A 24776-nucleotide genomic window follows, 5' to 3' on the forward strand; every position below is an offset into this window, starting at 1 on the left:
GTGGAGTCATTTTTTAATCCTGACGCAGTACGCGATGACCGTGCGCCAGCAGCGCATCGGTGACGTTGCGCATCATGCGGCTTTCTGGCGCAAAGCGGTGCCAGTAAAGCATCCGGCGCTGAAACAGGCCGGGCGTGAGGTCAATCAGTTCGCCGCTGGCTAACTCTTTCTCAATTTGCAGATGCGGGATCATACAGCAGGTGGTGCTCTGGCGCGCCAGCTGGACGAAGGCTTCTGAGGAATTCACGATGTGGCACGGCACGCTGCCTGGCGGCAAATCAAAGTTTTGCTGTAAAAAGGCCTGATGCATGTCGTCGAGGTGGTCGAACGCCACGGCAGGTGCTTTCAGCAGCGCCTGACGCGTAACCCCGTTCGGGAAATAGCGCTCCGCAAAGGCTTTTGAGGCGACAAACAGATAATCCAGCGCCCCCAGTTGATCGACCAGACAGCTCGGCAGAGCCTGAGGCTGGATGGACACCGCACCCACCACTTCGCCCCGACGCAGGCGCTCCTGAGTGCGGGTTTCATCTTCTACCTGCAAATTCAGGCGGATAGGGGAGTCAGCCAGCACCGGAGCCAGCGCCGGCAGCAGCCAGGTTGCCAGACTGTCGGCGTTGACCGCCAGCGACAGCAGCAGCGGCGTGGAACCCGTTTGTTCATCGCCCAGCCACTCATCTTCCAGCAACTCCACCTGACGCAGCAACGCCAGCAGTTTTTGCCCCTGCTCGGTTGGACGTGGCGGTACGGTACGCACCAGCAGCGGCTGACCGAACATATTTTCAAGCTGTTTAATGCGTTGAGAAACGGCGGACTGAGTGATACACAGCTTTTGCGCGGCGCGCTCAAACCCACGTTCTCTGATGACCGCGTCAAGCGCCTGTAGTGTTCTGTAGTCCGGACGTTTCATTGCTCTGGGGTGCTCCAAAAGGTGATTAGCAGCACTATGACACAAATTTCCTCCAGGTACAGACGAAATCCATTCATCGCTGTTTCACCTCATAATGTGACGTGGCTCACAGGGACATTTCACGGTGGGGTCTTTATAATGCGTTAAGAATTTCTCACCACAGGCAAGCGATCATGACGCAGGATGAACTGAAAAAAGCAGTAGGATGGGCGGCGCTCAAGTATGTTGAGCCAGGCACGATTGTCGGCGTGGGCACCGGCTCCACTGCCGCGCACTTTATCGATGCGCTCGGGACGATGAAAGGGCAGATTGAAGGCGCGGTGTCCAGCTCGGACGCTTCCACGGCAAAACTGCAAAGTCTCGGTATCACCGTTTTTGATCTCAATGAAGTTGACCGGCTGGGCGTGTACGTCGATGGTGCCGATGAAATCAACGACCAGATGCAAATGATCAAAGGCGGCGGCGCGGCGCTGACGCGCGAAAAAATTATCGCCTCGGTCGCCGACAAATTTATCTGTATCGCCGATGCATCAAAAGAAGTGGCGATCCTCGGTGCCTTCCCGCTGCCGGTGGAAGTGATCCCGATGGCGCGCAGCGCGGTGGCGCGTGAACTGGTCAAGCTGGGCGGTCGCCCGGAGTACCGCCAGGGCGTGCTGACCGATAACGGCAACGTGATCCTTGATGTACACGGCCTGGAAATTATCGATCCCATCGCGCTGGAAAATGCCATTAACGGCATTCCGGGCGTAGTAACGGTAGGGCTTTTCGCCAACCGTGGCGCGGATGTGGCGCTGATCGGCGGCCCGGATGGCGTGAAAACCATCGTAAAATGATCTGACGGGGGGCGCTCTCCCCCCGGTAAAAATTTTTGCGGCGCTCATTTCGGTGACATGTATCACGTTTTAAGGCCAGCGCTGCGTTTCCTGCCGCTTTCGCTTTTATTGCCAGCATTTTCCTCTGCCAAACTTCGCTGTATGACTTTTCTTCATACGGGCGACGCAAACGTTCATATTGCCGCAATAGTTTTTTTTGATATGTTGGCTAAAGCGAACACACATAAGTTATGACAAACAGGGTCGGGGAAATGGCAAAAGTATCACTGGAAAAAGACAAAATTAAATTTCTGCTGGTTGAAGGCGTGCACCAAAAAGCAATCGATAGCCTTCGTGCAGCGGGTTATACCAACATCGAATTCCACAAAGGTGCGCTTGATAGCGAACAGCTTAAAGCGTCCATCCGTGATGCCCATTTTATCGGCCTGCGATCGCGCACCAACCTGACGGAAGAGATCTTCGCGGCGGCTGAAAAGCTGGTGGCCGTGGGCTGTTTCTGTATTGGTACGAACCAGGTGGACCTTAACGCGGCGGCCAAACGCGGCGTGCCGGTATTCAACGCACCATTCTCCAACACCCGCTCGGTCGCCGAACTGGTGATCGGTGAATTGCTGCTGCTGATGCGCGGCATCCCGGAAGCTAACGCCAAAGCGCACCGTGGGATCTGGAATAAACTGGCAACGGGCTCCTATGAAGCGCGTGGCAAAAAGCTGGGCATTATTGGTTACGGTCATATCGGCACCCAGCTTGGCATTCTGGCGGAATCGCTGGGGATGCACGTCTTCTTCTATGATATTGAAAACAAACTGCCGCTCGGTAACGCTACCCAGGTTCAGCATCTCTCCGACCTGCTGAACATGAGCGATGTGGTGAGCCTGCACGTGCCGGAAAACGCCTCCACTAAAGATATGATGGGTGCGGAAGAGCTGGCGCTGATGAAGCCGGGTTCACTTCTGATTAACGCCGCGCGCGGCACCGTGGTGGATATTCCGGCGCTGTGCGATGCGCTCAAGCGTAAGCATCTGGCGGGCGCGGCCATTGACGTGTTCCCGACTGAACCTGCGACCAACAGCGATCCGTTCAACTCACCGCTGTGCGAATTCGACAACGTGCTGCTGACGCCGCACATCGGCGGTTCGACGCAGGAAGCGCAGGAAAATATCGGCCTGGAAGTGGCGGGCAAGCTGGTGAAATACTCCGATAATGGCTCAACGCTGTCGGCGGTGAATTTCCCGGAAGTTTCGCTGCCGCTGCACGGTGGCCGTCGTCTTCTGCACATCCACGAAAACCGTCCGGGCGTGCTGACCGCGATTAACCAGATTTTTGCCGAGCAGGGCGTGAACATCGCGGCGCAGTATCTGCAAACCACGCCGCACATGGGCTATGTGGTGATTGATATTGAAGCGGAAGAAGATGTCGCGCAGAAAGCGCTGCAAAGCATGAAGGCGATCCCTGGGACAATCCGCGCCCGTCTGCTGTACTGATTATTACCCTCACCCCGGCCCTCTCCCTCAGGGAGAGGGGGAAAAGCGAGTCAGTGCTCGATCAATTCCCTCTCCCCTGGGGAGAGGGCTAGGGTGAGGGGGCTTTTCTCACCACTCCCAAATCTTCGACGGCGTCACCACCGCAGGCAGCGGCACATCCCACTCTTCAACCGGCAGTACATCCACAAACTGGCAATCGTGCGCATACCCCACAGGCGTCAGCGCATACTGTTGCCAGTTTTGCAGCGTCCGGTCGTAAAATCCGCCACCCATCCCGAGGCGTTGTCCTCCCGCATCGAAGGCGACCAGCGGCGTGATCAGCACGTCAAGCTGCGCCAGCGGCAGCACATCGCGCACGTCGAGTTTGGGTTCGTAAATTTTCAGATGATTCACTACCAGTTCGCTGTGCGGATGGTAATGCAAAAAAAGCAGATTGCCCGGACTAAACGGATGCAGCACAGGTAAGTAGACCCGCTTGCCGCTACGCCAGAGCTGTTCGATCAGCGGGCGCGTATCCAGTTCGCCATCAAAAGAGAGAAACAACGCGACCGTGTGCGCCATGACCACAGGCGGATATGCCATCATACGAGCGGCGGCCTGGTCGGCGAAATGCAGTTGTTGATCGGCGGTTAATGCGCGTCGGTGCTGGCGTATTTGCTGGCGAATCTGTTGACGAGAAGTCGGGATAAGTAAGGGTTGTGTCATGATGGTAGAGGCTTGGTAGAAGAAGGGGAATCTCCGAGATGCCGCCGCAGGCTGTAACCCTTGAACCCTTGGTTCAAGGTGAATGTGTCGTCACGGTTTTAAGGCTTCTCGGACGGACCGAGCATGCTCACCAACCGTGGAGCGCCACATTCTGTTGGTATGAAATATCGGCTCAGGGGACTGGCCCGCTTGCGAACATCTCAGAGAAATTTTTTCTTCAAAGTCACTCTACCATAGTCGACATTGAAGTGTTATTCAAACTTAGGCCCCGGCCTTTCAGTTATGCGACCCTGATCAAGCAATGCCTGTTCGATGGTCTGCTGTAACATCCGAATACGCTGCTCCATGTTAGCGGCGTAGTCGCGGGTTTTTGCCTTTTCCTGAGCCAGTTCATAGCTGATGTTTAACGCAGCGATGAAAACCAGTTGCTCAGTATTTGTGACTCTAGTGCGTACTTTCAGATCTTGCAACCGCTGATTCAGATCTTCCGCGGCCTGATTAAGGGCATCCTGTTGCTCAGGCGGGCAATTCACTCGCAGTGAACGGCCAAAAATTTGGATATCGACGGGTTGTGCAGACATGCCACCTTCCTGCTGTTTGACTGCGCTCTGCCTTCCCAGCCGAGCCCTAGCTGCGAAGGGGCGACACTATAGCTACCCCGATGAGCGTATTCAAGCTCTTTATCAGGCTTTCCCTCAATGAAATACATGAGGTAACGTGATGCCTGACGGGTATATCACCAGGGTCCAAAGTGGTAGCATACCATGAATATTCCTCTCAACGACGATGAATGCGCATGTCAATACAGAACGAAATGCCTGGTTACAATGAACTGAACCAGTTACTCAACCAGCAGGGTGTGGGCTTAACCCCGGCTGAAATGCACGGTCTGATCGCGGGCATGCTGTGCGGCGGTAATCACGACAGCTCCTGGCTGCCATTGCTGCACGACCTCACGAACGAGGGGCTGGCATTTGGGCATGAGCTGGCGGAAGCGCTGCGTAAACTCCACGCCACCGTCAGCGATACGCTGGAAGATGATGGTTTCCAGTTTCAGCTCTACCTGCCGGATGGTGACGAGGTGAGCGTGTTCGAACGTGCCGACGCCATGGCAGGCTGGGTGAATCACTTCCTGTTAGGACTTGGCGTCACGCAGCCGAAGCTCGATAAAGTGACGGGCGAAACGGGCGAAGCGATTGATGATTTACGCAATATCGCCCAGCTTGGCTACGATGAAGACGAAGATCAGGAAGAGCTGGAGATGTCGCTCGAAGAGATCGTCGAGTATGTGCGCGTTGCCGCGCTGCTCTGCCACGATACCTTCACCCGCCCGCAACCAACGGCCCCGGAAGTGCGTAAGCCAACTCTGCATTAATAAAAATCGTGATGATATGGAGGTGTCATGACCCAGCAAGAATATGAACGCCGTCGCCAGACGCTACTGGCGCAAATGGCACCCGCCAGCGCGGTACTCATTTTCGCCGCGCCAGAAGCAAACCGCAGCGCTGACAGCGAATATCCCTACCGCCAAAGCAGCGATTTCTGGTACTTCACCGGTTTTAACGAACCTGAAGCGGTACTGGTGCTGATTAAAAGTGATGACACCCACAACCACAGCGTCCTGTTCAATCGGGTTCGCGATATCACCGCTGAGATCTGGTTCGGCCGCCGCCTTGGGCAGGATGCCGCGCCGGAAAAACTCGGCGTCGATCGCGCGCTGGCCTTCAGCGAAATCAACGAGCAGCTCTACCAGCTTCTGAACGGGCTGGACGTGGTTTACCACGCGCAGGGCGAATACCGCTATGCTGACGAGATCGTGTTTGCCGCTCTCGACAAACTCCGCAAAGGCTCCCGCCAGAATTTAACCGCGCCTGCGTCCCTCACCGACTGGCGACCTCTCGTGCATGAGATGCGTTTGTTTAAATCGGAAGAAGAGATCGACGTCCTGCGCCGGGCGGGGGAAATCAGCGCGCTGGCCCATACCCGCGCGATGCAAAAATGCCGCCCCGGTATGTTTGAATACCAGCTTGAAGGCGAAATCCACCACGAATTTAACCGTCACGGCGCGCGCTATCCGTCGTACAACACCATTGTTGGCAGCGGTGAAAACGGCTGCATCCTGCACTACACGGAAAACGAAAGCCAAATGCGCGACGGCGATCTGGTGCTGATCGACGCGGGTTGTGAATATCAGGGCTATGCGGGCGACATCACCCGCACCTTCCCGGTTAACGGCAAATTCACAACGGCGCAGCGGGCCATTTACGACATCGTGCTGGAATCGCTTAACACCTCTCTGCGGCTGTTCCGCCCAGGTACCTCCATTCTGGAGGTGACGGGCGAGGTCGTGCGGATCATGGTCACTGGCCTGGTCAAGCTCGGCATCCTCAAAGGTGAGGTTGATGAGCTCATCGCCGACAACGCGCATCGCGCCTTCTTTATGCATGGCCTGAGCCACTGGCTGGGGCTGGATGTGCATGACGTCGGTGTTTATGGCGCGGATCGCTCGCGCACGCTGGAGCCTGGCATGGTGCTGACCGTAGAACCGGGTTTGTACATCGCGCCAGACGCCGATGTACCGCCGGAGTATCGCGGCATTGGCATTCGCATTGAAGACGACATTCTCATTACCGCAGACGGCAACGAAAACCTGACGGCGAGTGTGGTGAAAAACGCGGACGACATCGAGGCGCTGATGGCGGCGGCGAAAGGCGTATGAGCGTCATCATTGTTGGCGGCGGGATGACGGGCGCGACGCTGGCGCTGGCCATTTCACGTTTATCGAACGGCACGCTGCCGGTTCATCTGGTGGAAGCCAATGCGCCTGATACCGCTGCGCATCCAGGCTTTGATGCCCGTTCGATTGCGCTGGCGGAAGGCACCTGCCAGCATCTCACCCGGCTGGATATCTGGAAAAGCCTTGCCGAGTGCGCCACGCCGATCACCTCGGTCCACGTCAGCGATCGCGGTCATGCCGGGTTTGTGACGCTGGAAGCGCAGGATTATCGCGTGGACGCGCTGGGGCAAGTGGTTGAGCTACATGACGTCGGGCAACGACTGTTTACGTTGTTAAAGCGTGCGCCGGGCGTGACGCTACACTGTCCGGCGCGGGTGCGTGATTTTACCCGCACCGCAGAGCAGGTAAGCGTGACGCTTGAAAACGGCGACACGCTGAACGGGCAGTTGCTGGTCGCCGCTGACGGATCGCGTTCATCGCTGGGTGCGCAGTGCGGCATCACCTGGCAGCAAACGCCGTATCAGCAGGTCGCGGTGATCGCCAACGTGACCACCTCGGCAGCAAAACCGGGCCGCGCATTTGAGCGATTTACCGCTCACGGTCCGCTGGCGCTGTTGCCGATGTCGCAGGGGCGCTACTCGCTGGTCTGGTGCCACGCGCAGGATAAACAGCAGGAAGTGATGGCGTGGTCGGACGAAAAATTCTGCCACGAACTGCAGCAGGCTTTCGGCTGGCGGCTTGGTCGCATCGTACATGCGGGGGCGCGAAGCGCCTATCCGCTGGCGCTCACCACCGCATCATCATCTGTTTCGCACCGTACCGTGCTGGTGGGTAACGCCGCGCAAACGCTGCATCCGATTGCCGGCCAGGGTTTCAACCTGGGTATGCGCGATGTGATGAGTCTTGCTGAAACGCTGACTACCGCATGGGCGACGCAGGCAGACGTGGGGCACTATGCACTGCTGTGCCACTACCAAAAACGTCGTCAGGCCGACAAAGAGGCCACCATTGGCGTAACCGATGGACTGGTGCATCTGTTCGCGAACCGCTGGGCACCGCTGGTCGTCGGGCGCAACCTCGGGCTGATGGCGATGGAATTATTTACCCCGGCACGCGATGTGCTGGCGCAGCGGACACTGGGTTGGGTCGCGCGTTAAGGAGTTCTGAGTGCAAAGTGTAGATGTGGCAATTGTAGGCGGTGGTATGGTTGGACTGGCCGTCGCCTGTGGGTTACAGGGGAGCGGGCTGCGCGTGGCGGTTCTGGAACAAAATGCACCGGTCGCGCTTTCCGACAATGCCCCCCCTGAGCTTCGCGTGTCGGCTATCAATGCCGCCAGCGAAAAACTCCTTACCCGCCTCGGCGTGTGGTCTGAGATCGTGGCGCACCGTGCCAGTTGCTATCACGGCATGGAGGTGTGGGATAAAGACAGCTTTGGTCGCATTACCTTTAACGATGAAAGCATGGGTTACAGTCATCTCGGGCATATCATCGAAAACGCCGTGGTGCACCAGGCGCTGTGGCAAAAAGCGCAGCAGAGCACGGACGTCACCCTGATCACGCCCGCTGAACTGCAACAGGTGGCGTGGGGCGAAAACGAAGCCTTTCTGACGCTCAAAGACGCCAGCATGATCACCGCCAGGCTGGTGGTGGGTGCGGATGGCGCAAACTCCTGGCTACGCGATAAAGCCGATATCCCGCTGACCTTCTGGGATTATCATCATCATGCGTTAGTCGCCACCATTCGCACCAGCGAACCGCATAACGCCGTCGCGCGGCAGGTTTTCCACGGCGACGGTATCCTCGCGTTTCTGCCCCTTAGCGATCCGCATTTATGCTCTATCGTCTGGTCGCTGTCGCCGCACCAGGCGAAAGCGATGCAGGAAGCCGATGACGCGACGTTCAACCAGGCACTGTGCGTGGCGTTCGATAATGCGCTCGGGCTGTGCCAGGTAGAAAGCGAGCGGCAGGTCTTCCCGCTGACGGGCCGTTATGCCCGGCAGTTTGCGGCGCACCGGCTGGCGCTGGTGGGCGACGCGGCCCACACTATTCACCCGCTGGCCGGGCAGGGCGTCAATCTGGGCTTTATGGATGCCGCAGAACTGATCAACGAACTGCGTCGTTTACACCGCGAAGGCAAAGATATCGGGCAGCATCTCTATCTGCGTCGCTACGAGCGTAGCCGCAAGCACAGTGCCGCCCTGATGCTGGCAGGTATGCAGGGGTTCCGTGAACTCTTTGCCGGGCAAAATCCGGCGAAAAAACTGCTCCGCGACGTTGGCCTGAAGCTGGCTGACACCCTTCCCGGTGTGAAAACGGGTCTTATCCGCCAGGCAATGGGCCTTAACGATCTGCCAGAGTGGTTACGTTAAGTTTTTCCCTCCGCTTTAAATTATGACCCCCATCACATTCTCCCTTCCCGCCACCGGGAAGGGAGGAATTTCCTCATTTGAAATAATCTAATTTCACTCGCTTTTTCGCATTACTTTTTCTCATCTCTTCTTTTTTCGATTTCGGGAAATCAACGCTATTTGCGGTGAATAATATCGTTTTAAACCGGGTTCATCATTTTGCGTATGAATATAAAAAGCGGTTACAGCTTTTTTGCAGGATAAAACGCTGACACGGGTGTGTGGCAAAAAGACCATAAGCTAATGTGATGACCCATTTTTGCTTATGGTTAAGGGCGCTTTTCAGTGATAAGTTCAGGGGAAAGGTAACGTTTGCGTCGGCTCTCATCCTGAAGGCTGACGCCGGGTTTCGTGGCGCGTTTATTCCCCCTGAAATCCTTAATAGCCCCGCTTATTCAATGAGGAAAAGATGGCTCAAGAAACCCCTTTGTTTGAACAACACGTCCTGTGCGGCGCGCGTATGGTGGATTTCCACGGCTGGATGATGCCGCTGCACTATGGTTCGCAGATTGATGAGCACCACGCCGTGCGCACCGATGCGGGCATGTTCGACGTTTCGCACATGACCATCGTTGATCTGAAAGGCGAGCGCACCCGTGAGTTTCTCCGTTACCTGCTGGCGAACGATGTGGCTAAGCTCACCAAAACGGGCAAAGCGCTCTACAGCGGCATGCTTAACGCCTCCGGCGGCGTGATTGACGATCTGATCGTTTACTACTTCAGCGAAGATTTTTTCCGCCTCGTCGTCAACTCCGCCACCCGTGAAAAAGACCTCGCCTGGATCACTCAACACGCTGAACCGTACGCTATCGACATCACCGTGCGTGACGATCTGTCGCTGATTGCCGTGCAGGGCCCGAATGCGCAGGCGAAAGCCGCGACGCTGTTTACTGAAGAGCAGCGCGAAGCCGTAGAAGGCATGAAGCCATTCTTTGGCGTGGAAGCGGACGATCTGTTTATTGCCACCACCGGCTACACCGGCGAGGCGGGTTACGAAATTGCGATGCCGAACGAAAAGGCACCTGCATTCTGGCACGCGCTGGTTGAAGCGGGTGTCAAACCCTGCGGTCTGGGCGCGCGCGACACGCTGCGTCTGGAAGCGGGCATGAATCTCTACGGCCAGGAGATGGATGAAGGGGTTTCCCCGCTGGCGGCCAACATGGGCTGGACGATTGCCTGGGAGCCAGCCGACCGTGATTTCATTGGTCGTGAAGCGCTGGAAATGCAGCGTGAGAAGGGCACCGAACAACTGGTTGGCCTGGTCATGACTGAAAAAGGCGTCCTGCGTAATGAGTTGCCCGTGCGTTTTACTGACGCCTCCGGCAATCTGCAGGAAGGTCAAATCACCAGCGGGACGTTTTCGCCTTCACTGGGTCACAGCATTGCGCTGGCCCGGGTGCCTGCGGGCATCGGCGACACCGCGATTGTCCAGATCCGCAACCGTGAAATGCCGGTTAAAGTGACGAAACCCGTTTTTGTCCGCGCCGGTAAATCGGTTATTTAAGCGTTTTTATCAGGAGATTTTTCATGAGCAATGTACCGGCTGAACTGAAATACAGCAAAGAACACGAATGGCTGCGCCAGGAAGCGGACGGCATTTATACCGTGGGTATCACCGAGCACGCGCAGGAGCTGCTGGGCGACATGGTGTTTGTCGATCTGCCGGAAGTGGGCGCGACCGTCAGCGCAGGCGATGACTGTGCAGTTGCGGAATCCGTCAAAGCGGCATCGGATATCTATGCGCCAGTTGGCGGCGAAATCGTGGCTGTTAACGATGCGCTGAGCGACTCCCCGGAACTGGTCAACAGCGAGCCTTATGCAGGTGGCTGGATCTTTAAAATCAAAGCCAGCGATGAAGCGGAAGTTGCCGCGTTGCTGGACGCCACGGCGTACGAAGCGCTGGTGGACGACGAGTAATTTATCACCCTCACCCTAACCCTCTCCCTGAGGGAGAGGGGACGAAAACCTCCCTCTCCCTCAGGGAGAGGGCCGGGGTGAGGGTAAAGCCTTGCAATCACATCACACTGCACGTTTCAGGAACCATCGCTCATGACTCAGACTTTAAACCAGCTTGAACATCGCGGCGCATTTATCGAACGCCATATCGGGCCGGATGCGTATCAGCAGGAAGAGATGCTGAAAACCGTTGGCGCAGATTCACTCAACGCCCTGACAGGCCAGATTGTGCCCAAAGATATTCAGCTCGCCGCGCCGCCGCAGATCGGTGAAGCGACCACGGAATTCGCCGCGCTTGCTGAGCTGAAGGAGATGGCCTCGCGCAACAAGCGTTTTAAGTCTTACATCGGCATGGGTTACACCGCCGTGCAGTTGCCGCCGGTGATCCTGCGCAACATGCTGGAAAATCCGGGCTGGTACACCGCCTACACGCCGTATCAGCCGGAAGTCTCGCAGGGCCGTCTGGAAGCGCTGTTGAATTTCCAGCAGGTGACGCTGGATCTGACCGGGCTGGATATCGCCTCCGCTTCGCTGCTCGATGAAGCGACCGCCGGGGCGGAAGCCATGGCGATGGCAAAACGCGTCAGCAAACTGAAAAACGCCAACCGCTTTTTCGTCGCCGCCGACGTGCACCCGCAGACGCTGGACGTGGTGCGCACTCGCGCGGAAACCTTTGGCTTCGATGTGATTGTCGATGACGCCGATAAAGTGCTCGATCATCAGGATGTGTTCGGCGTGCTGTTGCAGCAGGTCGGCACCACCGGTGAAGTGCACGATTACACCGCGCTGATTAGCGAGCTGAAAGCGCGCAAAGTGGTGGTCAGCGTAGCCGCAGATTTTATGGCACTGGTGCTGTTAACCGCGCCGGGCAAACAGGGTGCCGACATCGTGTTTGGCTCAGCCCAGCGCTTTGGCGTGCCGATGGGCTACGGCGGCCCACACGCGGCGTTCTTTGCCGCAAAAGATGAATTCAAACGCTCCATGCCAGGCCGCATCATCGGCGTATCTAAAGATGCCGCCGGTAACACCGCGCTGCGCATGGCGATGCAGACCCGCGAGCAGCATATCCGCCGCGAGAAAGCGAACTCCAACATCTGTACCTCGCAGGTTCTGCTGGCCAACATCGCCAGTCTGTATGCGGTCTATCACGGTCCGGTTGGCCTGAAGCGCATTGCCAGCCGTATTCACCGTCTGACGGATATTCTGGCGACCGGCCTGCAACAAAAAGGCTTTAAACTGCGCCACGCTCATTTCTTCGACACCCTGTGTGTGGAAGTGGCGGACAAAGCCGCCGTGATTGCCCGCGCCAGCGCACATGAAATCAACCTGCGTAGCGACATTATCAACGCCGTGGGCATCACGCTGGATGAAACCACCACCCGTGAAGACGTGCTGGCGTTGCTGAATGTGATTGCCGGTGACGATCACGGTCTGAACATTGAAAAACTGGATCAGGACGTGGCCCTCGACAGCCGCTCGATCCAGGAAACTATGCTGCGCGATGACGCGATCCTGACGCATCCGGTGTTTAACCGCTATCACAGCGAAACCGAAATGATGCGCTACATGCACAGCCTTGAGCGCAAAGATCTGGCGCTTAATCAGGCGATGATCCCACTCGGCTCCTGCACCATGAAGCTCAACGCCGCCGCAGAAATGATCCCAATCACTTGGCCGGAATTTGCCGAGCTGCACCCGTTCTGTCCGGCGGATCAGGCCGAAGGCTACCACCAGATGATCAATCAGCTTTCCGACTGGCTGGTGAAACTGACCGGTTATGACGCGCTGTGTATGCAGCCAAACTCCGGCGCACAGGGCGAGTACGCGGGCCTGCTGGCGATCCGCCACTATCACGAAAGCCGCAACGAAGCGCATCGCGATATCTGCCTGATCCCAAGCTCTGCCCACGGCACCAACCCGGCCTCGGCGCAAATGGCGGGGATGCAGGTGGTGGTGGTGTCGTGTGATAAAAACGGCAACATCGATTTGACCGATCTGCGCGTCAAAGCGGAGCAGGCGGGGCATAACCTCTCCTGCATCATGGTCACTTACCCGTCCACCCACGGTGTGTATGAAGAGACGATCCGCGAAGTGTGCGACATCGTGCATCAGTTCGGCGGCCAGGTATATCTGGATGGCGCGAACATGAACGCGCAGGTGGGGATCACGTCGCCTGGCTTTATCGGCGCGGACGTGTCGCACCTGAACCTGCACAAAACCTTCTGCATTCCGCACGGCGGCGGCGGCCCGGGCATGGGACCGATTGGCGTGAAAGCGCACCTTGCGCCGTTTGTGCCGGGTCACAGCGTCGTGCAGATCGAAGAGATGCTGACGCGTCAGGGTGCCGTTTCTGCCGCGCCGTTTGGTAGCGCCTCTATTCTGCCTATTAGCTGGATGTACATCCGCATGATGGGCGCGGAAGGCTTAAAACAGGCAAGCCAGGTCGCAATCCTCAATGCGAACTACATCGCAACGCGCCTGAAGGACGCTTTCCCGGTGCTCTACACGGGCCGTGACGGACGTGTGGCGCACGAGTGCATTCTCGATATTCGTCCGCTGAAAGAAGAGAGCGGTATCAGCGAACTGGATATCGCCAAGCGCCTGATTGACTACGGTTTCCACGCGCCAACCATGTCCTTCCCGGTTGCGGGCACGCTGATGGTTGAACCGACAGAATCGGAAAGCAAAGTTGAACTGGATCGCTTTATCGATGCGATGCTGGCGATCCGCGCTGAAATCGACCGTGTGCAGCAGGGCGAGTGGACGCTTGCGGATAACCCGCTGGTTAACGCGCCGCACACTCAGAACGAGCTGGTGGCAGAGTGGGATCACGCCTATACCCGCGAGCAGGCGGTCTTCCCGGCGGGGTTCAGTAACAAATACTGGCCGACCGTGAAGCGTCTCGACGACGTGTATGGCGACCGTAATCTGTTCTGCTCCTGCGTGCCGATGAGCGAATATCAGTAAATAATCTGTTCTATACTCCAGCCGGGTTAGCGTTAACGCACCCGGCTTTTTTATTGGGAGAGAAATGTGGCAATAGCACTTGTGACCGGCGCAAGCCGCGGAATTGGCCGGGCTACCGCGCTGCAACTGGCAGGCGACGGATTTACCGTGGCGGTGAATTATCATCACAACATTAATGCCGCGACGAACGTGGTGAACGAGATTGTCAGTGCGGGTGGCCGCGCGTTTGCCGTGCGTGCCGATATTTCTGATGAGCATCAGGTGCTGGCGATGTTTGACGCAATCGACCGTGAAGGCGAACCGCTGACGGCGCTGGTGAATAACGCGGGCATTTTGTTTGAGCAGAGCACGATCGAAAACCTGACGGCGGATCGCATCAACCGCGTACTGGCAACCAACGTGACCGGATATTTTCTGTGCTGCCGCGAGGCGGTTAAGCGTATGTCGCATAAGCATGGCGGGATCGGCGGCGCGATTGTGAATGTCTCTTCAGCCGCGTCACGGCTGGGTGCACCGGGGGAATACGTGGATTACGCCGCCTCGAAAGGCGCGGTGGACTCGCTGACCACCGGCCTGTCGCTGGAAGTCGCCGCGTACGGCATTCGTGTGAACGGCGTGCGGCCTGGGTTAATTTATACCGATATCCACGCCGATGGCGGCGAGCCGGGACGGGTGGATCGTGTGAAGGCCTCGCTGCCCATGCAGCGCGGCGGCCAACCGGAAGAAGTCGCGCAGGCGATTGTGTGGCTGATTAGCGATAAAGCGTCGTATGTGACAGGGAGTTTTATTGAGCTGGCGGGTGGGAAATAACACCCTCACCCCGGCCCTCTCCCTGAGGGAGAGGGGGGAACTACACCCTCACCCCGACCCTCTCCCTGAGGGAGAGGGGGAAAGGTAAGTCCGCGCTCGATCTGTCCCCTCTCCCCAGGGGAGAGGGTTAGGGTGAGGGGAAAGCGGGCTAAAATCAGAGATTCTCGCCGTTGCTGGCAATCACCTCTTTATACCAGTCAAAGCTCTTCTTACGTGAACGTGCCATATCGCCCGTACCGTCGTCGTGCTTGTTCACATAGATAAAACCGTAGCGTTTGCTGTACTGACCGGTGGTAAAGGAAACACAGTCGATGCAGCCCCACGGGGTATAACCCATCAGGTCCACGCCGTCGTATGTCACCGCTTTAACCATTTCGTCCACGTGCGCGCGCAGGTAATCGATGCGGTAATCGTCATTGATGCTGCCGTCTTCTTCCACTTTGTCATACGCGCCGAAGCCATTTTCTACGATAAACAGCGGCTTCTGATAGCGCTCGTACAGCTCGCACAGCGCGTAGCGCAGGCCAACCGGGTCAATCTGCCAGCCCCAGTCGGAGGCTTTAACGTGCGGGTTCGGTACGCTGCCCTGGAAGCCGGAAATCGCATCGCCGCTGCCGCCTTCTGCTTTGACCGCGTTGGTCATGTAGTAGCTGAAGCCCAGATAATCACAGGTGCCTTCGCGCAGGATCTGCTCGTCGCCCGCTTCCATTTTGATGTTGAATTCGCGGCGTTCCCACTCGTTCAGCACGTAGGTCGGGTAGTAACCGCGCAGTTGCACGTCGGTAAACACATAACGCTCACGCATGGATTCCTGCGCATACATCACGTCTTCCGGCTTACAGGAGAACGGATACAGCGGCACCATCGCCAGCATGCAGCCGATTTTCATTTCCGGGTTGATGCGATGGCCGATTTTTACCGCCATGGCGCTTGCCACGAACTGATGGTGCAGCACCTGATACATGGTTTCTTCAGGGTTGTCGTGTTCGGTGTAAACCACGCCGGAGCAGCAGTAGCCAAACAGCGGTGCGCGCCAGTTACGCTGGTTGTTGATTTCGTTGAAGGTCATCCAGTATTTGACCTTGCTTTTGTAGCGCTCGAAGACCACTTCGGAGAAGCGCACAAAGAAATCAACGACTTTACGGTTCGTCCAGCCGCCGTACTCCTGCACCAGGTGCAGCGGCATTTCGAAGTGGGAGAGGGTGATTACCGGCTCAATGTTGTACTTGAGCAGTTCATCAAACATGTCGTCGTAGAATTTCAGGCCTTCTTCGTTTGGCTCGGCTTCGTCGCCTTTCGGGAAAATGCGCGTCCAGGCGATAGAGGTACGGAAACATTTGAAGCCCATTTCGGCAAAGAGCTTGATGTCTTCTTTATAGTGGCTGTAAAACTCGACCGCTTCATGGTTCGGATAGTATTTGCCGGGCACCACTTCCTGGGTGATCTCACGCGGCACGCCGTGTGCGCCGCCGGTCAGCACGTCACAAATGCTTGGGCCTTTGCCGCCTTTGTCCCAGCCGCCTTCAACCTGATGCGCCGCAACCGCGCCGCCCCATAAAAAGTCTTTCGGTAATGTCAGCTTTTTCATCGATCATTTTCTCAGTGAATGCGGTAAATAACGATTTACCGGCAATGTCAGTCTGAAAATGAGTCTAACAAAGGGAAAAGAGAAGTCACGATATAACAAGTCGCGCCAGGCGTGACTTGTTACTTCGGTAAAACAGCCTGTTTTTTTATGCTATTTTCTTCGCCAGTTTTCGGCCAAGGGATTCAAGAATATAAATAACCGGGATCTGCGCTGCGAAATAGAGTGATAAATTATTCACTCTGGTGGATCCCACTTCTCCAGCAGTTCTGCCGGGATTTCATTAATGATCTCCGAAAATCGTTTCCCCACCAGACGCTCAGCCTGACGCAGCAACGGTATGGTTGGACTGCTGGGTTCGTTTGCTTCAAACCAGCGGCGGATAACCCGCAGGCGTTCGAGCGCATCATGGCGATGGCTGATGGGGCCGTGTACGAAGGTTGCCGGAGCGGGATGTTCCGGCGCAACACTGGCTGCCGGGATATTCTCTATGCGGGCGGGAATATCGTTGCCTGCCACAATGGTTTGCTGAACAGAGGGCTGAATTTGGGACGGAAGGATTTCCGGTGTGGTTACCTGCACGGCTCCGGAAAGAAGTGTAAGCAACTGCCGCAGGCGGGAGAAATCGGGTGCCAGATCGTGCAGCGTCTCATTTGCCCATTGTTGCAGTCGCTCAATACTTTCTGCTGCCTGACGAAACGCTGCCAGCGGCAGCGCGCCACGGGCCTCCAGATCGGCCAGTTGCTGGCGTACCGACTCCGGCGCAAGCGTATCAGCCGGACGCGAGGCAGACAGCGATCGTTCCACGTCCCGCATCTGGAGACGCATGGCGGCGTTATTTGACAAGGGGATACTGCGGATATCCGCCATGAGACCTTCGTGATCCAGCAGCGCTGCCAGCGCGTTGCTGCGTGACAGGGCGGCATCTTCTGCGGAGGTATCTTCATTTGCCAGCAGCTGTGGATGCAGGGTGTCAGGATAGGTAATACACAGGTTTTCCAGCAGCACGAAGATTTCTGCCAGCCCCTGCGCTCCGGCCAGTTGTGTGCGGCAGCGCAGCAACAGGATCAGTACACGAATATCCTTACTGCGCGTAAGTAAGCGGCGGGCATCCCGCTCGATTTCCGGCCAGTTAACGTTTTCCGGCGTACTGATAAAGTCACCGTATTGAGCCTCCGTCTGAGGCGCGGCGCGACTGAATAACAGCAGGTATTCCGGATCGTACTCCAGGTCAGGACCACAGGGCTGTTCGGGACTGACTGGCTCGGTCAGGGATATCTCCATAGTATTGTTCTCAGTAGGTTAAATAGTGCTCAGGTTCAAAAATCATGCCCGTGATCGGGCGGTCATTCATGGCTTTGCCTGCCCAGGCCGTCCAGCCAAGTTGCTGCGCGTCTCCGATGATTGCAGGTGGCGCGGCATGGGGTTTAAGCTGTAGCTCAATTTCCCAGCAGTATTCAAAGCCGATGAAAGCGCGCACCAGCTCTGTCAGCACCGGCAGGTTATTGCCGCCGGGCAGAAAACGCAGGTAGTCGGTTAGCGTCAATGGGCCGATAACCAGCCGGAATTTGTACTGCATGTCCGGCACCTCCCTGCCAATCAATGCGCCATTACCAATCACGGAGGATTGCGCTGCTACCCCCAGACGGGTGACTTCATCATCTGCCACAGCTATCCAGTGGAGGATGAATTCTTTCACTGCAAAAGGTACGCTGAAATAGTGCGCCAGCGTGGCGGCCAGTCCATCAGGATTGCGGGATTCACGCACCAGATGCGCTGCGGCGGCAAGACGAACGTGATCCGGTAAAGGGCTGCTTCTGTTCTCCCGCAAATCCTGTCCGCTGAGGCTGGCGATGTAAAACGCGAAACGATCATATTCCGGTTTGTCCAGCCCGCCTCCGGCTGACTGGCTGCTGCGCCACGCCTGGTAAAACTGAGTCAGCCAGCGATGGTGAAAGAGATTGGAGAAACTGACCAGCGTGGGATCGTGGCGACTTTCCGCCCGGTTCAGCGCCAGTTCGGTATAGTGCAGTGGCAGCGGACCGTTTGGCCCCCAAAGACCGAGGCTATACAGGCTCAGGTGCAGACGACCCTCCTGCCATGCAACCTGCGCAATTTCCCGTGGTGCAAAAGTCAAAGCGGGCGTTTGCCCGAGACGGAATTTTTCCATCCGTGGCTGCCAGGAACTGCCTGCCGGAGCGTCACAGAGTTGCGCATCCACGCGTCGCATCAGGTTCAGAAAACCATAACGCCAGGGAGTCTCCTGAGCCGGTGTGAAGGTGTCGTACGCCTTATTCATACGCTTCCCCGCTGACCGCTTCTGACCGGCCAGGTCATGATATGGCCGCGTTGCATGGAGCGCAGCGTCATCTGCGAGAAGGTGTTAATGGAAACATGGCGGGCAATATAGTGCTCCAGCACCAGTCCGAAAAGCCAGGGGCTGATGCCGGAAAACCCTTCTTCATCCACCGTCAGTTCACAACTGACGCCCCGGCCATAGACCAGCAAACCTGCCCCCGGCAGGCGGCGGGTTATCGGGTTCGTATTACAGCCAATCAAACTGCGCACTTGGCGCGACTGCGGGCTGTCGTGAGTACTAATAAACAGATTAAGCAGATCGCGCAGCGCCTGGCCGCCGGTGCGGTGATCCAGATCGGCCAGCGGTAGATAGTTAAATGACAACTGGCGGATCAGTCTCCAGGCCAGTTCCCGTTCTGCCAGCGGCGGCTGCGGCGGACGGGGGGGCTTTATCAGCCCGACGCCCGCCACGGGGATAGCAGCATCAACGGTCAAATCATCCCGTCCATTGCGCGGGATAAGGCAGGGAAGATCGCGGTTGGTGACCATTGCTGTCACAGTAATATGGCGCAGGTTTTCCGGGTAGGGCGCTTCATACTGGTCCACCAGCGACAGAAAGACCTCCGATCCTGTATAGGATGTACGGGTACCATAGCGGCGGGCGTTCTCCGACAGTCGCCGGGGTTCGCGGCGCAGTGAGAAATAGCGGCCGTGATTGCCTTCGTCGTTATTGCGGGTATGGTACAGCGGGCGGAAAGCCATTTTTTGTGTGGTCTCTGCTTCCAGACCTTCAACTTCCTGTACGGAAAAAATCTCGTAATCCAGCGGACGGGTACGATCCACCACAAGATGCTGTTCCGTCACGCTGTGCGTGACCTCGATCCGGGTGGTGGTGCGAGGAAACAGATTGATCACCGGCGTACAGAACAGACTGAACTGCGAGGCGTCTGTCTGATGAATAAGCCAGTCGGGTGGCAGGCGATTAAGCAATACGACGATTTCCGCTACGCCACTATTCACTTTTTGCAGCCCGGCGGACAATCCTGTTGGGGTAAAAAAATAGAATCGTTCCGGGCAGGTAAAATATTCATGCAGCAGATTATGACCGTGGAAGACATTCCAGCTCAGCGGCAACAGCCCCTGATCCGGCGCAAGTCCCTCATGCGCCACTGGCTGTTTCAGATTGATATCCAGCGCACCGTCAAAGTGGCCAGGAACGTCTGCCAGTGTAGCAACGGCGCTGGTGTGCAACAGTTCAAACAAGTGCGACGCAATACGCTCTTCACCACAGAGATAAAATGGTAGTCTCTCCAGCCCAGCTAGCTGGCTGAACGTCAGCTCCCCGAAGGTGCGTAGGGTGATGCGCAGTGCGCCTGCGACATGAATATTCGATGGCAGATAGCGGTGCAGGGCGGGCATATCCGGCGGCGCGGCGGTCAGGCGCACGTCATCGATAGACAATGGCCATAGCGTAACATCCTGGCTGCTGCGAAACTGGCAGGCGGTCTTCTCGCCATCCGGGATGGCAGAAAAAAAAGCGGTATCGCGGGGGACGGTGAACCCTTTCGCCAGATCGCCCTCTTGCTCATCAGGGTACAGTCGCGCCACGCCCATTGACGGCGTGGGGGCAACGTAATTGGGGCTGATAACCTCCAGCAGTCGCTGGGTGAAACGCGGGAATTCGGCGTCAATTTTCAGCTGCGTACGGGCAGTCAGAAAGCTGAATGCCTCAATCATGCGCTCCACATACGGATCGGCAATGTCTGTCCCCTGCATACCCAGCCGGGCGGCGATTTTAGGGTGACGGGCAGCGAACTCCGCGCCCGTTTCCCGGAGGTAGCTCAGTTCGCGGTTGTAATACTCCAGTAACCGTGGATCCATAAATAATGCCCTGTATTAAAAAAATGTAATGCGGTTTTGTTCCATATCCAGCGCGCTGCGTACCAGAAATTCCGTGGGCCAGGGCTGCGTCAGGATTTGCCCGCGAATCTCAAATTGCAGGGTGTTATGGCTGCCCTGCCGGGACTCATCCTGTAACGGCGCGATCTGTATCGTTGAAGCATTCAGCCGGGGTTCAAAGCGAATAATGGCGCACAGGATCGCCCGGCGAATATCATCCCATTTATGTTCGTACATAAAGCTTCCCGCTAGCGGCGGCAGGCCATAGTTCAGAACAGAGGAGGCGGCATGGGGATAGCGCCGGGCATCAATATCGTCCTCATGGCTGACGGTATTGAGCAGAAAGGAGAGATCCCGGCGAATAATTTCCTTCATTTGCACTGGCGTGACGCTGATATCCCGGTCGTGTTTCTGGTGCGGAGCGTTATCGCACAACCGGTCAAACAGGGTGGGCAGCAGGTGGTTAGCAGGGATAAAACGCGGGGTGCTCATACGTCGCATCCTTCCGGTTCATGGAAGGTACATGTCGTCAGATCCAGCAGATTGATATCACCGTGACTGGAAAGCCAGACTTTCTGCCCCAGTGCCCGTACTGCGGTCTCTCCAGGACCATCCTGCCAGGCGGTTTCACGGCACAGGCGGAGAGCGTCGCAGGCGCTGTCTGAACCGCTGTAACGGGTAAACAGCCATGCGCCGTGGGTTTCGCCATTCACCAGTGTGATATTGACCGGTTTCCAGAGTAAATCCGTCAGTCGTGTGGGGAGAGGCGATTCCAGTGACCGGATCTGGGAGAATGGCAGCCAGATATATACACCGCCAGTGACCAGTTCGAGCACCGGGCCGATGCGGGAGTCGCTGTCGCTTACCCAGTCAAATGCGCCGCCGTTCCACTGTCCGCTGATTTCCATGATGGCCTCCAGCGCGGTCGTGCGGTGCTCGTCAGCCTTACGGGTTTCACCGTTTACCTCACAGGCGAGGGCTGCCAGTAATGATTCCGTCCAGACAGGCGGCGGCAGAATAAAACCGGGTTGCTGTTCCCCCTGAAAAACCGTATGGCGGAATATCTCACAGCGAACTAACTCCCGGAACAGTCGGGCTTCCTCGGTATAATTTGCATCCATCCGGACGCACAACTGGAGCTGCTGCAGCGCCCGCGACCATTCGCCGGTGATGCATAATAACTGAAAGAGACCGTGGCGGTAGGCAGCCTGCGCCGGGTTATTCCGTACCTGTTGCTCAGCCAGGCGAATGCCATCTTCAATAGAATGGTCCTGCAACAACACCGACAGGCTGACGGGAAAATCGTTATTTTTTTTCATGGGAGGTGTTTCCATTTTTCTGCGCGGGGGTGATCCGATAATGGCTGTCGATGCCGATAATCCGGTGCTCGCGCTGTGTCAGATCGGGCAGGGGGGTGCCGTGTGTTTTTTGGGGCGACCGTTCCGGAGAAAGCAGACGCAGAATATCGGGAAGCGGTTCTCTGGCAGGCAAGGCAGTTTCTTCGTCACCTGTGGCGTCCAGTGTATCCAGAATATCGTCAATACTGAGCGTACCGGCCACCATCTCCTGTAAGGTATCCGTCTGAGATCCGCTGTCGTACAGTGTGGTCAGATCCTGTGTGACGATACTTTCATTCAGCGGGAAAGGATCCTTCCGGATTTTGGGCTCCTGCTCCGGAGATAACAATGCCTGCTGATACTCCTGGTAAAGCTGAACCAGCGCGTTGTCGGTTTCCGCAGAGCCGTTATGGGATGCTGTACCACGGGCAGGAATAATATCGAAGGGATCCTGTTGCGGATTAATCTGCTGCTGTTTAAACCAGTCCAGATCCAGAAATTCGGCAACGGACTCAGGCGGCGGAACCGAATGATGTGTCAGGGGAGCGGGACGAGATGGAAGAGGCTGTTCACTACGCAAGATAAGACGCCAGGAAGATAATCCCCATTCAATGAGATCTCCGTCGTTCAACCGCATACGATGATGTGGCTCCACGATCTGCTCATTTACCGTGCAACACCATTCGTCAGAGTAATTGATAATCCACCAGGCTTCCTCATGGCGTACCAGACTGAGGGCGACATTATCACTTTCGGTGGAATTCAGGACGGGAAGCCAGGGGGATTCATGGGTGAAAATTACCTGCGTCCCTGCCGCGTAAACCGTGTCATCCCTGACGCCCTGAACCTGAATTTTCTGTAGAACCCATGTTTTTTTGTATTTCATTATATTGTTCTTATATGTGTTTTACGCTTTTAAATGCGGCGTCAATTTGTTCTCTATGAATAAATAAAACCAATTAAATTCACATTATAAATGTATTTCTCTCTATTCATAAAAAAGGCGTAATTGTCTTTTTTGAAATATTATATTAGCAATAAAAATTTACGCTCAGGATCTGCGGTATAATGTGTTGGGTTTATTATCCTAATCGTTATTTTGTATTTATTTCTGTGATCTGTATCATTGTTTCATTCGGAGGTTTTTACGATCCTATTAGTGAGTATTTCTTATTAATTGTTATTTGATTATGTCCTTTTTTATATGGATTTTTTGTCATCGGGAGTAAGAAATGGATATTCCTGTTTCACGCAGCGCCCTGTATGGAAAACTGGGCAGGCCGTTATTCCGGTCACTGGAATCGGCGACTGTGTTTTGTAAACTACGCGGTAATCCCTGGGTTGAGTTGACCCATTGGTTGCATCAGCTAATACAGCAGCCGGATAACGATATCCTTCATGTCCTCCGGCATTACCAGATTCCGCCTTCCGATGTAGAAAAAATACTGCTCCGTCAACTGGACATGTTGCCCTCCGGTGCAAGTGCTATCAGCGATTTCTCCCACCATATCGATCTCTCCATTGAAAAAGCCTGGATGCTGGCAAGTATCCGCTATAGCGACAATAAAATTCGTAGCGGCTGGCTGTTGCTGGCATGGCTGAGCACACCGGAGCTTCGCCGGGTGCTGGAAGGTATCTGCGCGCCGCTGGCCGGGCTGCCGTCGGATGAACTGTCAGACATTCTCCCGTCTTTGATCCAGAAATCGCCAGAAGCGCAGGAATTACCCTGCGACGGTGCTGCGCTGTCGCCTGCGCTCCCCGGTGAAAACAGTCAGGCGGTTCATGGCGAGATGCAGAGTGGTCAGTCCGCACTGGCAAAATATTGTCAGGATATGACTGCGCAGGCCCGCGAAGGCAAAATCGATCCTGTTACGGGCCGTGAGCATGAAATTCGCACCATGACGGATATTCTGCTGCGCCGCCGTCAGAATAATCCTCTGCTGACCGGGGAGGCAGGCGTCGGTAAAACGGCCGTTGTGGAAGGGTTTGCGCTGGCAATCGCGCAGGGGGATGTTCCGCCCGCACTGCGTGATGTGCGTTTGCTGACGCTGGATGTCGGTGCTCTCCAGGCTGGCGCAAGCATGAAGGGTGAATTTGAAGCGCGTCTGAAAGCGTTGCTGGAAGAGGCCGGGCGTTCTCCACAACCGGTAATTTTGTTTGTTGATGAAGTTCACACTCTGGTGGGAGCCGGAGGCGCATCCGGTACAGGCGACGCAGCCAATCTACTGAAACCGGCACTTGCGCGTGGCACGCTTCGCACGATCGGCGCGACTACCTGGAGTGAGTACAAACGGCATATCGAAAAGGATCCAGCACTAACCCGTCGTTTTCAGGTGTTACAGGTGGCGGAGCCGGAAGAACTCTCCGCCATTGAGATGGTACGAGGGCTGGTGGACACGCTGGAAAAACACCACAACGTCCTGATCCTTGATGAGGCTGTGCGTGCAGCAGTACAGCTTTCCCATCGCTACATTCCTGCCCGGCAACTGCCGGACAAGGCCATCAGCCTACTGGATACAGCCAGCGCACGCGTGGCGCTGTCGCTGCATACGCCACCCGCCAGCGTGCAGTATCTGCGCCAGCAACTGAAAGCGGCTGAACTTGAACAAGCGCTGCTGCAAAAACAGGAAAAAATGGGCATCCACAGCGAACGGGGCGAAGCGCTGGCTGAGCGCATTTGTGTGCTGACAGAGGAGTTGTCTGCTGCCGAATCCCGCTGGCAGCAGGAACTGGAAAAAGTACATACCTTGCATGAGCTGCGGGCTGCTGAGCCAGATGACGACCAACAGGACGCGCTGCAACAGGTGCAGGATACGCTGAAAGCCTGGCAGGGCGACGTGCCGGTGGTA

The 24776-nt window shown here is 56.3% G+C and carries 20 protein-coding genes, 1 other RNA gene and 1 pseudogene; 11 read left to right on the forward strand and 11 right to left on the reverse strand.

Going from position 1 to position 24776, the window contains the following annotated elements; translation table 11 throughout:
- Positions 1-13 precede the first annotated feature (13 nt).
- Entirely contained in the window at positions 14-907 is an 894-nt protein-coding gene (argP, locus tag BM373_RS14075) for a DNA-binding transcriptional regulator ArgP (RefSeq protein ID WP_090462427.1), read from the reverse strand.
- A gap of 173 nt (positions 908-1080) precedes the next feature.
- On the opposite strand from argP, the gene rpiA reads away from it, so the two are divergent.
- Together rpiA and serA are read left to right on the forward strand one after the other, a co-directional pair.
- Positions 1081-1740 (forward strand): ribose-5-phosphate isomerase RpiA, encoded by a 660-nt coding sequence (rpiA, locus tag BM373_RS14080; RefSeq protein ID WP_090462429.1) that lies wholly within the window; start codon positions 1081-1083, stop codon positions 1738-1740.
- A 251-nt stretch (positions 1741-1991) separates the two neighbouring features.
- Entirely contained in the window at positions 1992-3224 is a 1233-nt protein-coding gene (gene serA / locus BM373_RS14085) for a phosphoglycerate dehydrogenase (RefSeq protein ID WP_090462431.1), read from the forward strand.
- A gap of 108 nt (positions 3225-3332) precedes the next feature.
- Here serA and BM373_RS14090 read toward each other — a convergent pair whose 3' ends face one another.
- The 3 genes from BM373_RS14090 to zapA form a co-directional block, all read right to left on the reverse strand.
- Positions 3333-3929 carry a 5-formyltetrahydrofolate cyclo-ligase gene (locus BM373_RS14090; RefSeq protein ID WP_090462433.1) on the reverse strand — a complete coding sequence of 199 codons (597 nt, stop codon included), beginning with the start codon at positions 3927-3929 and terminating at the stop codon, positions 3333-3335.
- Positions 3930-3955: 26 nt separating this feature from the next.
- A non-coding RNA gene (gene ssrS / locus BM373_RS14095) (6S RNA) lies at positions 3956-4139 on the reverse strand.
- Between the two features lie 41 nt (positions 4140-4180).
- Positions 4181-4510, reverse strand: a complete 330-nt coding sequence (gene zapA / locus BM373_RS14100; RefSeq protein ID WP_090462435.1) for a cell division protein ZapA — start codon at positions 4508-4510, stop codon at positions 4181-4183.
- A 215-nt stretch (positions 4511-4725) separates the two neighbouring features.
- On the opposite strand from zapA, the gene BM373_RS14110 reads away from it, so the two are divergent.
- The 8 genes from BM373_RS14110 to BM373_RS14145 all read left to right on the forward strand — a co-directional run bounded on the left by BM373_RS14110 (position 4726) and on the right by BM373_RS14145 (position 14808).
- Positions 4726-5304 (forward strand): YecA/YgfB family protein, encoded by a 579-nt coding sequence (locus tag BM373_RS14110; RefSeq protein WP_143102667.1) that lies wholly within the window; start codon positions 4726-4728, stop codon positions 5302-5304.
- A 27-nt stretch (positions 5305-5331) separates the two neighbouring features.
- Complete coding sequence (pepP, locus tag BM373_RS14115) at positions 5332-6648, forward strand: Xaa-Pro aminopeptidase (RefSeq protein WP_090462440.1); 1317 nt, start codon at positions 5332-5334, stop codon at positions 6646-6648.
- The gene (gene ubiH, locus BM373_RS14120) at positions 6645-7823 is read left to right on the forward strand and encodes a 2-octaprenyl-6-methoxyphenyl hydroxylase (RefSeq protein ID WP_090462441.1); all 1179 of its coding nucleotides are present in this window, start codon (positions 6645-6647) and stop codon (positions 7821-7823) included. The genes pepP and ubiH overlap by 4 nt, the downstream gene beginning before the upstream one ends.
- Before the next feature lie 10 nt (positions 7824-7833).
- Positions 7834-9036 carry an FAD-dependent 2-octaprenylphenol hydroxylase gene (ubiI, locus tag BM373_RS14125; protein ID WP_090462443.1) on the forward strand — a complete coding sequence of 401 codons (1203 nt, stop codon included), beginning with the start codon at positions 7834-7836 and terminating at the stop codon, positions 9034-9036.
- 448 nt (positions 9037-9484) lie between these two features.
- Entirely contained in the window at positions 9485-10579 is a 1095-nt protein-coding gene (gene gcvT, locus BM373_RS14130) for a glycine cleavage system aminomethyltransferase GcvT (RefSeq protein ID WP_090462445.1), read from the forward strand.
- 23 nt (positions 10580-10602) lie between these two features.
- Entirely contained in the window at positions 10603-10992 is a 390-nt protein-coding gene (gcvH, locus tag BM373_RS14135) for a glycine cleavage system protein GcvH (RefSeq protein WP_090462447.1), read from the forward strand.
- Positions 10993-11124: 132 nt separating this feature from the next.
- Complete coding sequence (gene gcvP / locus BM373_RS14140; protein WP_090462448.1) at positions 11125-13998, forward strand: aminomethyl-transferring glycine dehydrogenase; 2874 nt, start codon at positions 11125-11127, stop codon at positions 13996-13998.
- A gap of 66 nt (positions 13999-14064) precedes the next feature.
- Entirely contained in the window at positions 14065-14808 is a 744-nt protein-coding gene (locus BM373_RS14145) for an SDR family oxidoreductase (RefSeq protein ID WP_090462450.1), read from the forward strand.
- 154 nt (positions 14809-14962) lie between these two features.
- Here BM373_RS14145 and BM373_RS14150 read toward each other — a convergent pair whose 3' ends face one another.
- The 7 genes from BM373_RS14150 to tagK all read right to left on the reverse strand — a co-directional run bounded on the left by BM373_RS14150 (position 14963) and on the right by tagK (position 22813).
- Positions 14963-16396 carry a 6-phospho-beta-glucosidase gene (locus BM373_RS14150; protein ID WP_090462452.1) on the reverse strand — a complete coding sequence of 478 codons (1434 nt, stop codon included), beginning with the start codon at positions 16394-16396 and terminating at the stop codon, positions 14963-14965.
- 234 nt (positions 16397-16630) lie between these two features.
- On the reverse strand, positions 16631-17677 hold the full coding sequence (gene tssA / locus BM373_RS14155) for a type VI secretion system protein TssA (RefSeq protein WP_090462454.1): 1047 nt from the start codon (positions 17675-17677) through the stop codon (positions 16631-16633).
- A gap of 10 nt (positions 17678-17687) precedes the next feature.
- Positions 17688-18692 carry a type VI secretion system baseplate subunit TssG gene (tssG, locus tag BM373_RS14160; RefSeq protein ID WP_090462456.1) on the reverse strand — a complete coding sequence of 335 codons (1005 nt, stop codon included), beginning with the start codon at positions 18690-18692 and terminating at the stop codon, positions 17688-17690.
- Positions 18689-20572, reverse strand: a complete 1884-nt coding sequence (gene tssF / locus BM373_RS14165; protein ID WP_090462458.1) for a type VI secretion system baseplate subunit TssF — start codon at positions 20570-20572, stop codon at positions 18689-18691. Before tssF ends, tssG begins: the two co-directional genes overlap by 4 nt.
- A gap of 15 nt (positions 20573-20587) precedes the next feature.
- Positions 20588-21082: a type VI secretion system baseplate subunit TssE gene (tssE, locus tag BM373_RS14170; RefSeq protein ID WP_090462460.1), complete on the reverse strand. Its 495-nt coding sequence runs from the start codon at positions 21080-21082 to the stop codon at positions 20588-20590.
- The gene (locus BM373_RS14175) at positions 21079-21909 is read right to left on the reverse strand and encodes a type VI secretion system accessory protein TagJ (RefSeq protein WP_090462462.1); all 831 of its coding nucleotides are present in this window, start codon (positions 21907-21909) and stop codon (positions 21079-21081) included. The genes tssE and BM373_RS14175 overlap by 4 nt, the downstream gene beginning before the upstream one ends.
- Complete coding sequence (gene tagK, locus BM373_RS14180) at positions 21896-22813, reverse strand: type VI secretion system-associated protein TagK (RefSeq protein ID WP_090462464.1); 918 nt, start codon at positions 22811-22813, stop codon at positions 21896-21898. The genes BM373_RS14175 and tagK overlap by 14 nt, the downstream gene beginning before the upstream one ends.
- Before the next feature lie 346 nt (positions 22814-23159).
- Here tagK and BM373_RS14185 point away from each other — a divergent pair.
- Positions 23160-24776: pseudogene (locus BM373_RS14185) on the forward strand (AAA family ATPase); the annotation flags it as partial.

Origin of the sequence: Enterobacter sp. kpr-6, from assembly GCF_900116015.1 — a bacterium.
Lineage (GTDB): Bacteria > Pseudomonadota > Gammaproteobacteria > Enterobacterales > Enterobacteriaceae > Enterobacter_D.

Bases quoted from the DNA above. Each gene is read 5' to 3' on its own strand.
- argP (WP_090462427.1), bottom strand. From the start codon at position 907: ATGAAACGTCCGGACTACAGAACACTACAGGCGCTTGACGCGGTCATC.
- rpiA (WP_090462429.1), top strand. From the start codon at position 1,081: ATGACGCAGGATGAACTGAAAAAAGCAGTAGGATGGGCGGCGCTCAAG.
- serA (WP_090462431.1), top strand. From the start codon at position 1,992: ATGGCAAAAGTATCACTGGAAAAAGACAAAATTAAATTTCTGCTGGTT.
- BM373_RS14090 (WP_090462433.1), bottom strand. From the start codon at position 3,929: ATGACACAACCCTTACTTATCCCGACTTCTCGTCAACAGATTCGCCAG.
- zapA (WP_090462435.1), bottom strand. From the start codon at position 4,510: ATGTCTGCACAACCCGTCGATATCCAAATTTTTGGCCGTTCACTGCGA.
- BM373_RS14110 (WP_143102667.1), top strand. From the start codon at position 4,726: ATGTCAATACAGAACGAAATGCCTGGTTACAATGAACTGAACCAGTTA.
- pepP (WP_090462440.1), top strand. From the start codon at position 5,332: ATGACCCAGCAAGAATATGAACGCCGTCGCCAGACGCTACTGGCGCAA.
- ubiH (WP_090462441.1), top strand. From the start codon at position 6,645: ATGAGCGTCATCATTGTTGGCGGCGGGATGACGGGCGCGACGCTGGCG.
- gcvT (WP_090462445.1), top strand. From the start codon at position 9,485: ATGGCTCAAGAAACCCCTTTGTTTGAACAACACGTCCTGTGCGGCGCG.
- gcvH (WP_090462447.1), top strand. From the start codon at position 10,603: ATGAGCAATGTACCGGCTGAACTGAAATACAGCAAAGAACACGAATGG.
- gcvP (WP_090462448.1), top strand. From the start codon at position 11,125: ATGACTCAGACTTTAAACCAGCTTGAACATCGCGGCGCATTTATCGAA.
- BM373_RS14150 (WP_090462452.1), bottom strand. From the start codon at position 16,396: ATGAAAAAGCTGACATTACCGAAAGACTTTTTATGGGGCGGCGCGGTT.
- tssA (WP_090462454.1), bottom strand. From the start codon at position 17,677: ATGGAGATATCCCTGACCGAGCCAGTCAGTCCCGAACAGCCCTGTGGT.
- tssG (WP_090462456.1), bottom strand. From the start codon at position 18,692: ATGAATAAGGCGTACGACACCTTCACACCGGCTCAGGAGACTCCCTGG.
- tssF (WP_090462458.1), bottom strand. From the start codon at position 20,572: ATGGATCCACGGTTACTGGAGTATTACAACCGCGAACTGAGCTACCTC.
- tssE (WP_090462460.1), bottom strand. From the start codon at position 21,082: ATGAGCACCCCGCGTTTTATCCCTGCTAACCACCTGCTGCCCACCCTG.
- BM373_RS14175 (WP_090462462.1), bottom strand. From the start codon at position 21,909: ATGAAAAAAAATAACGATTTTCCCGTCAGCCTGTCGGTGTTGTTGCAG.
- tagK (WP_090462464.1), bottom strand. From the start codon at position 22,813: ATGAAATACAAAAAAACATGGGTTCTACAGAAAATTCAGGTTCAGGGC.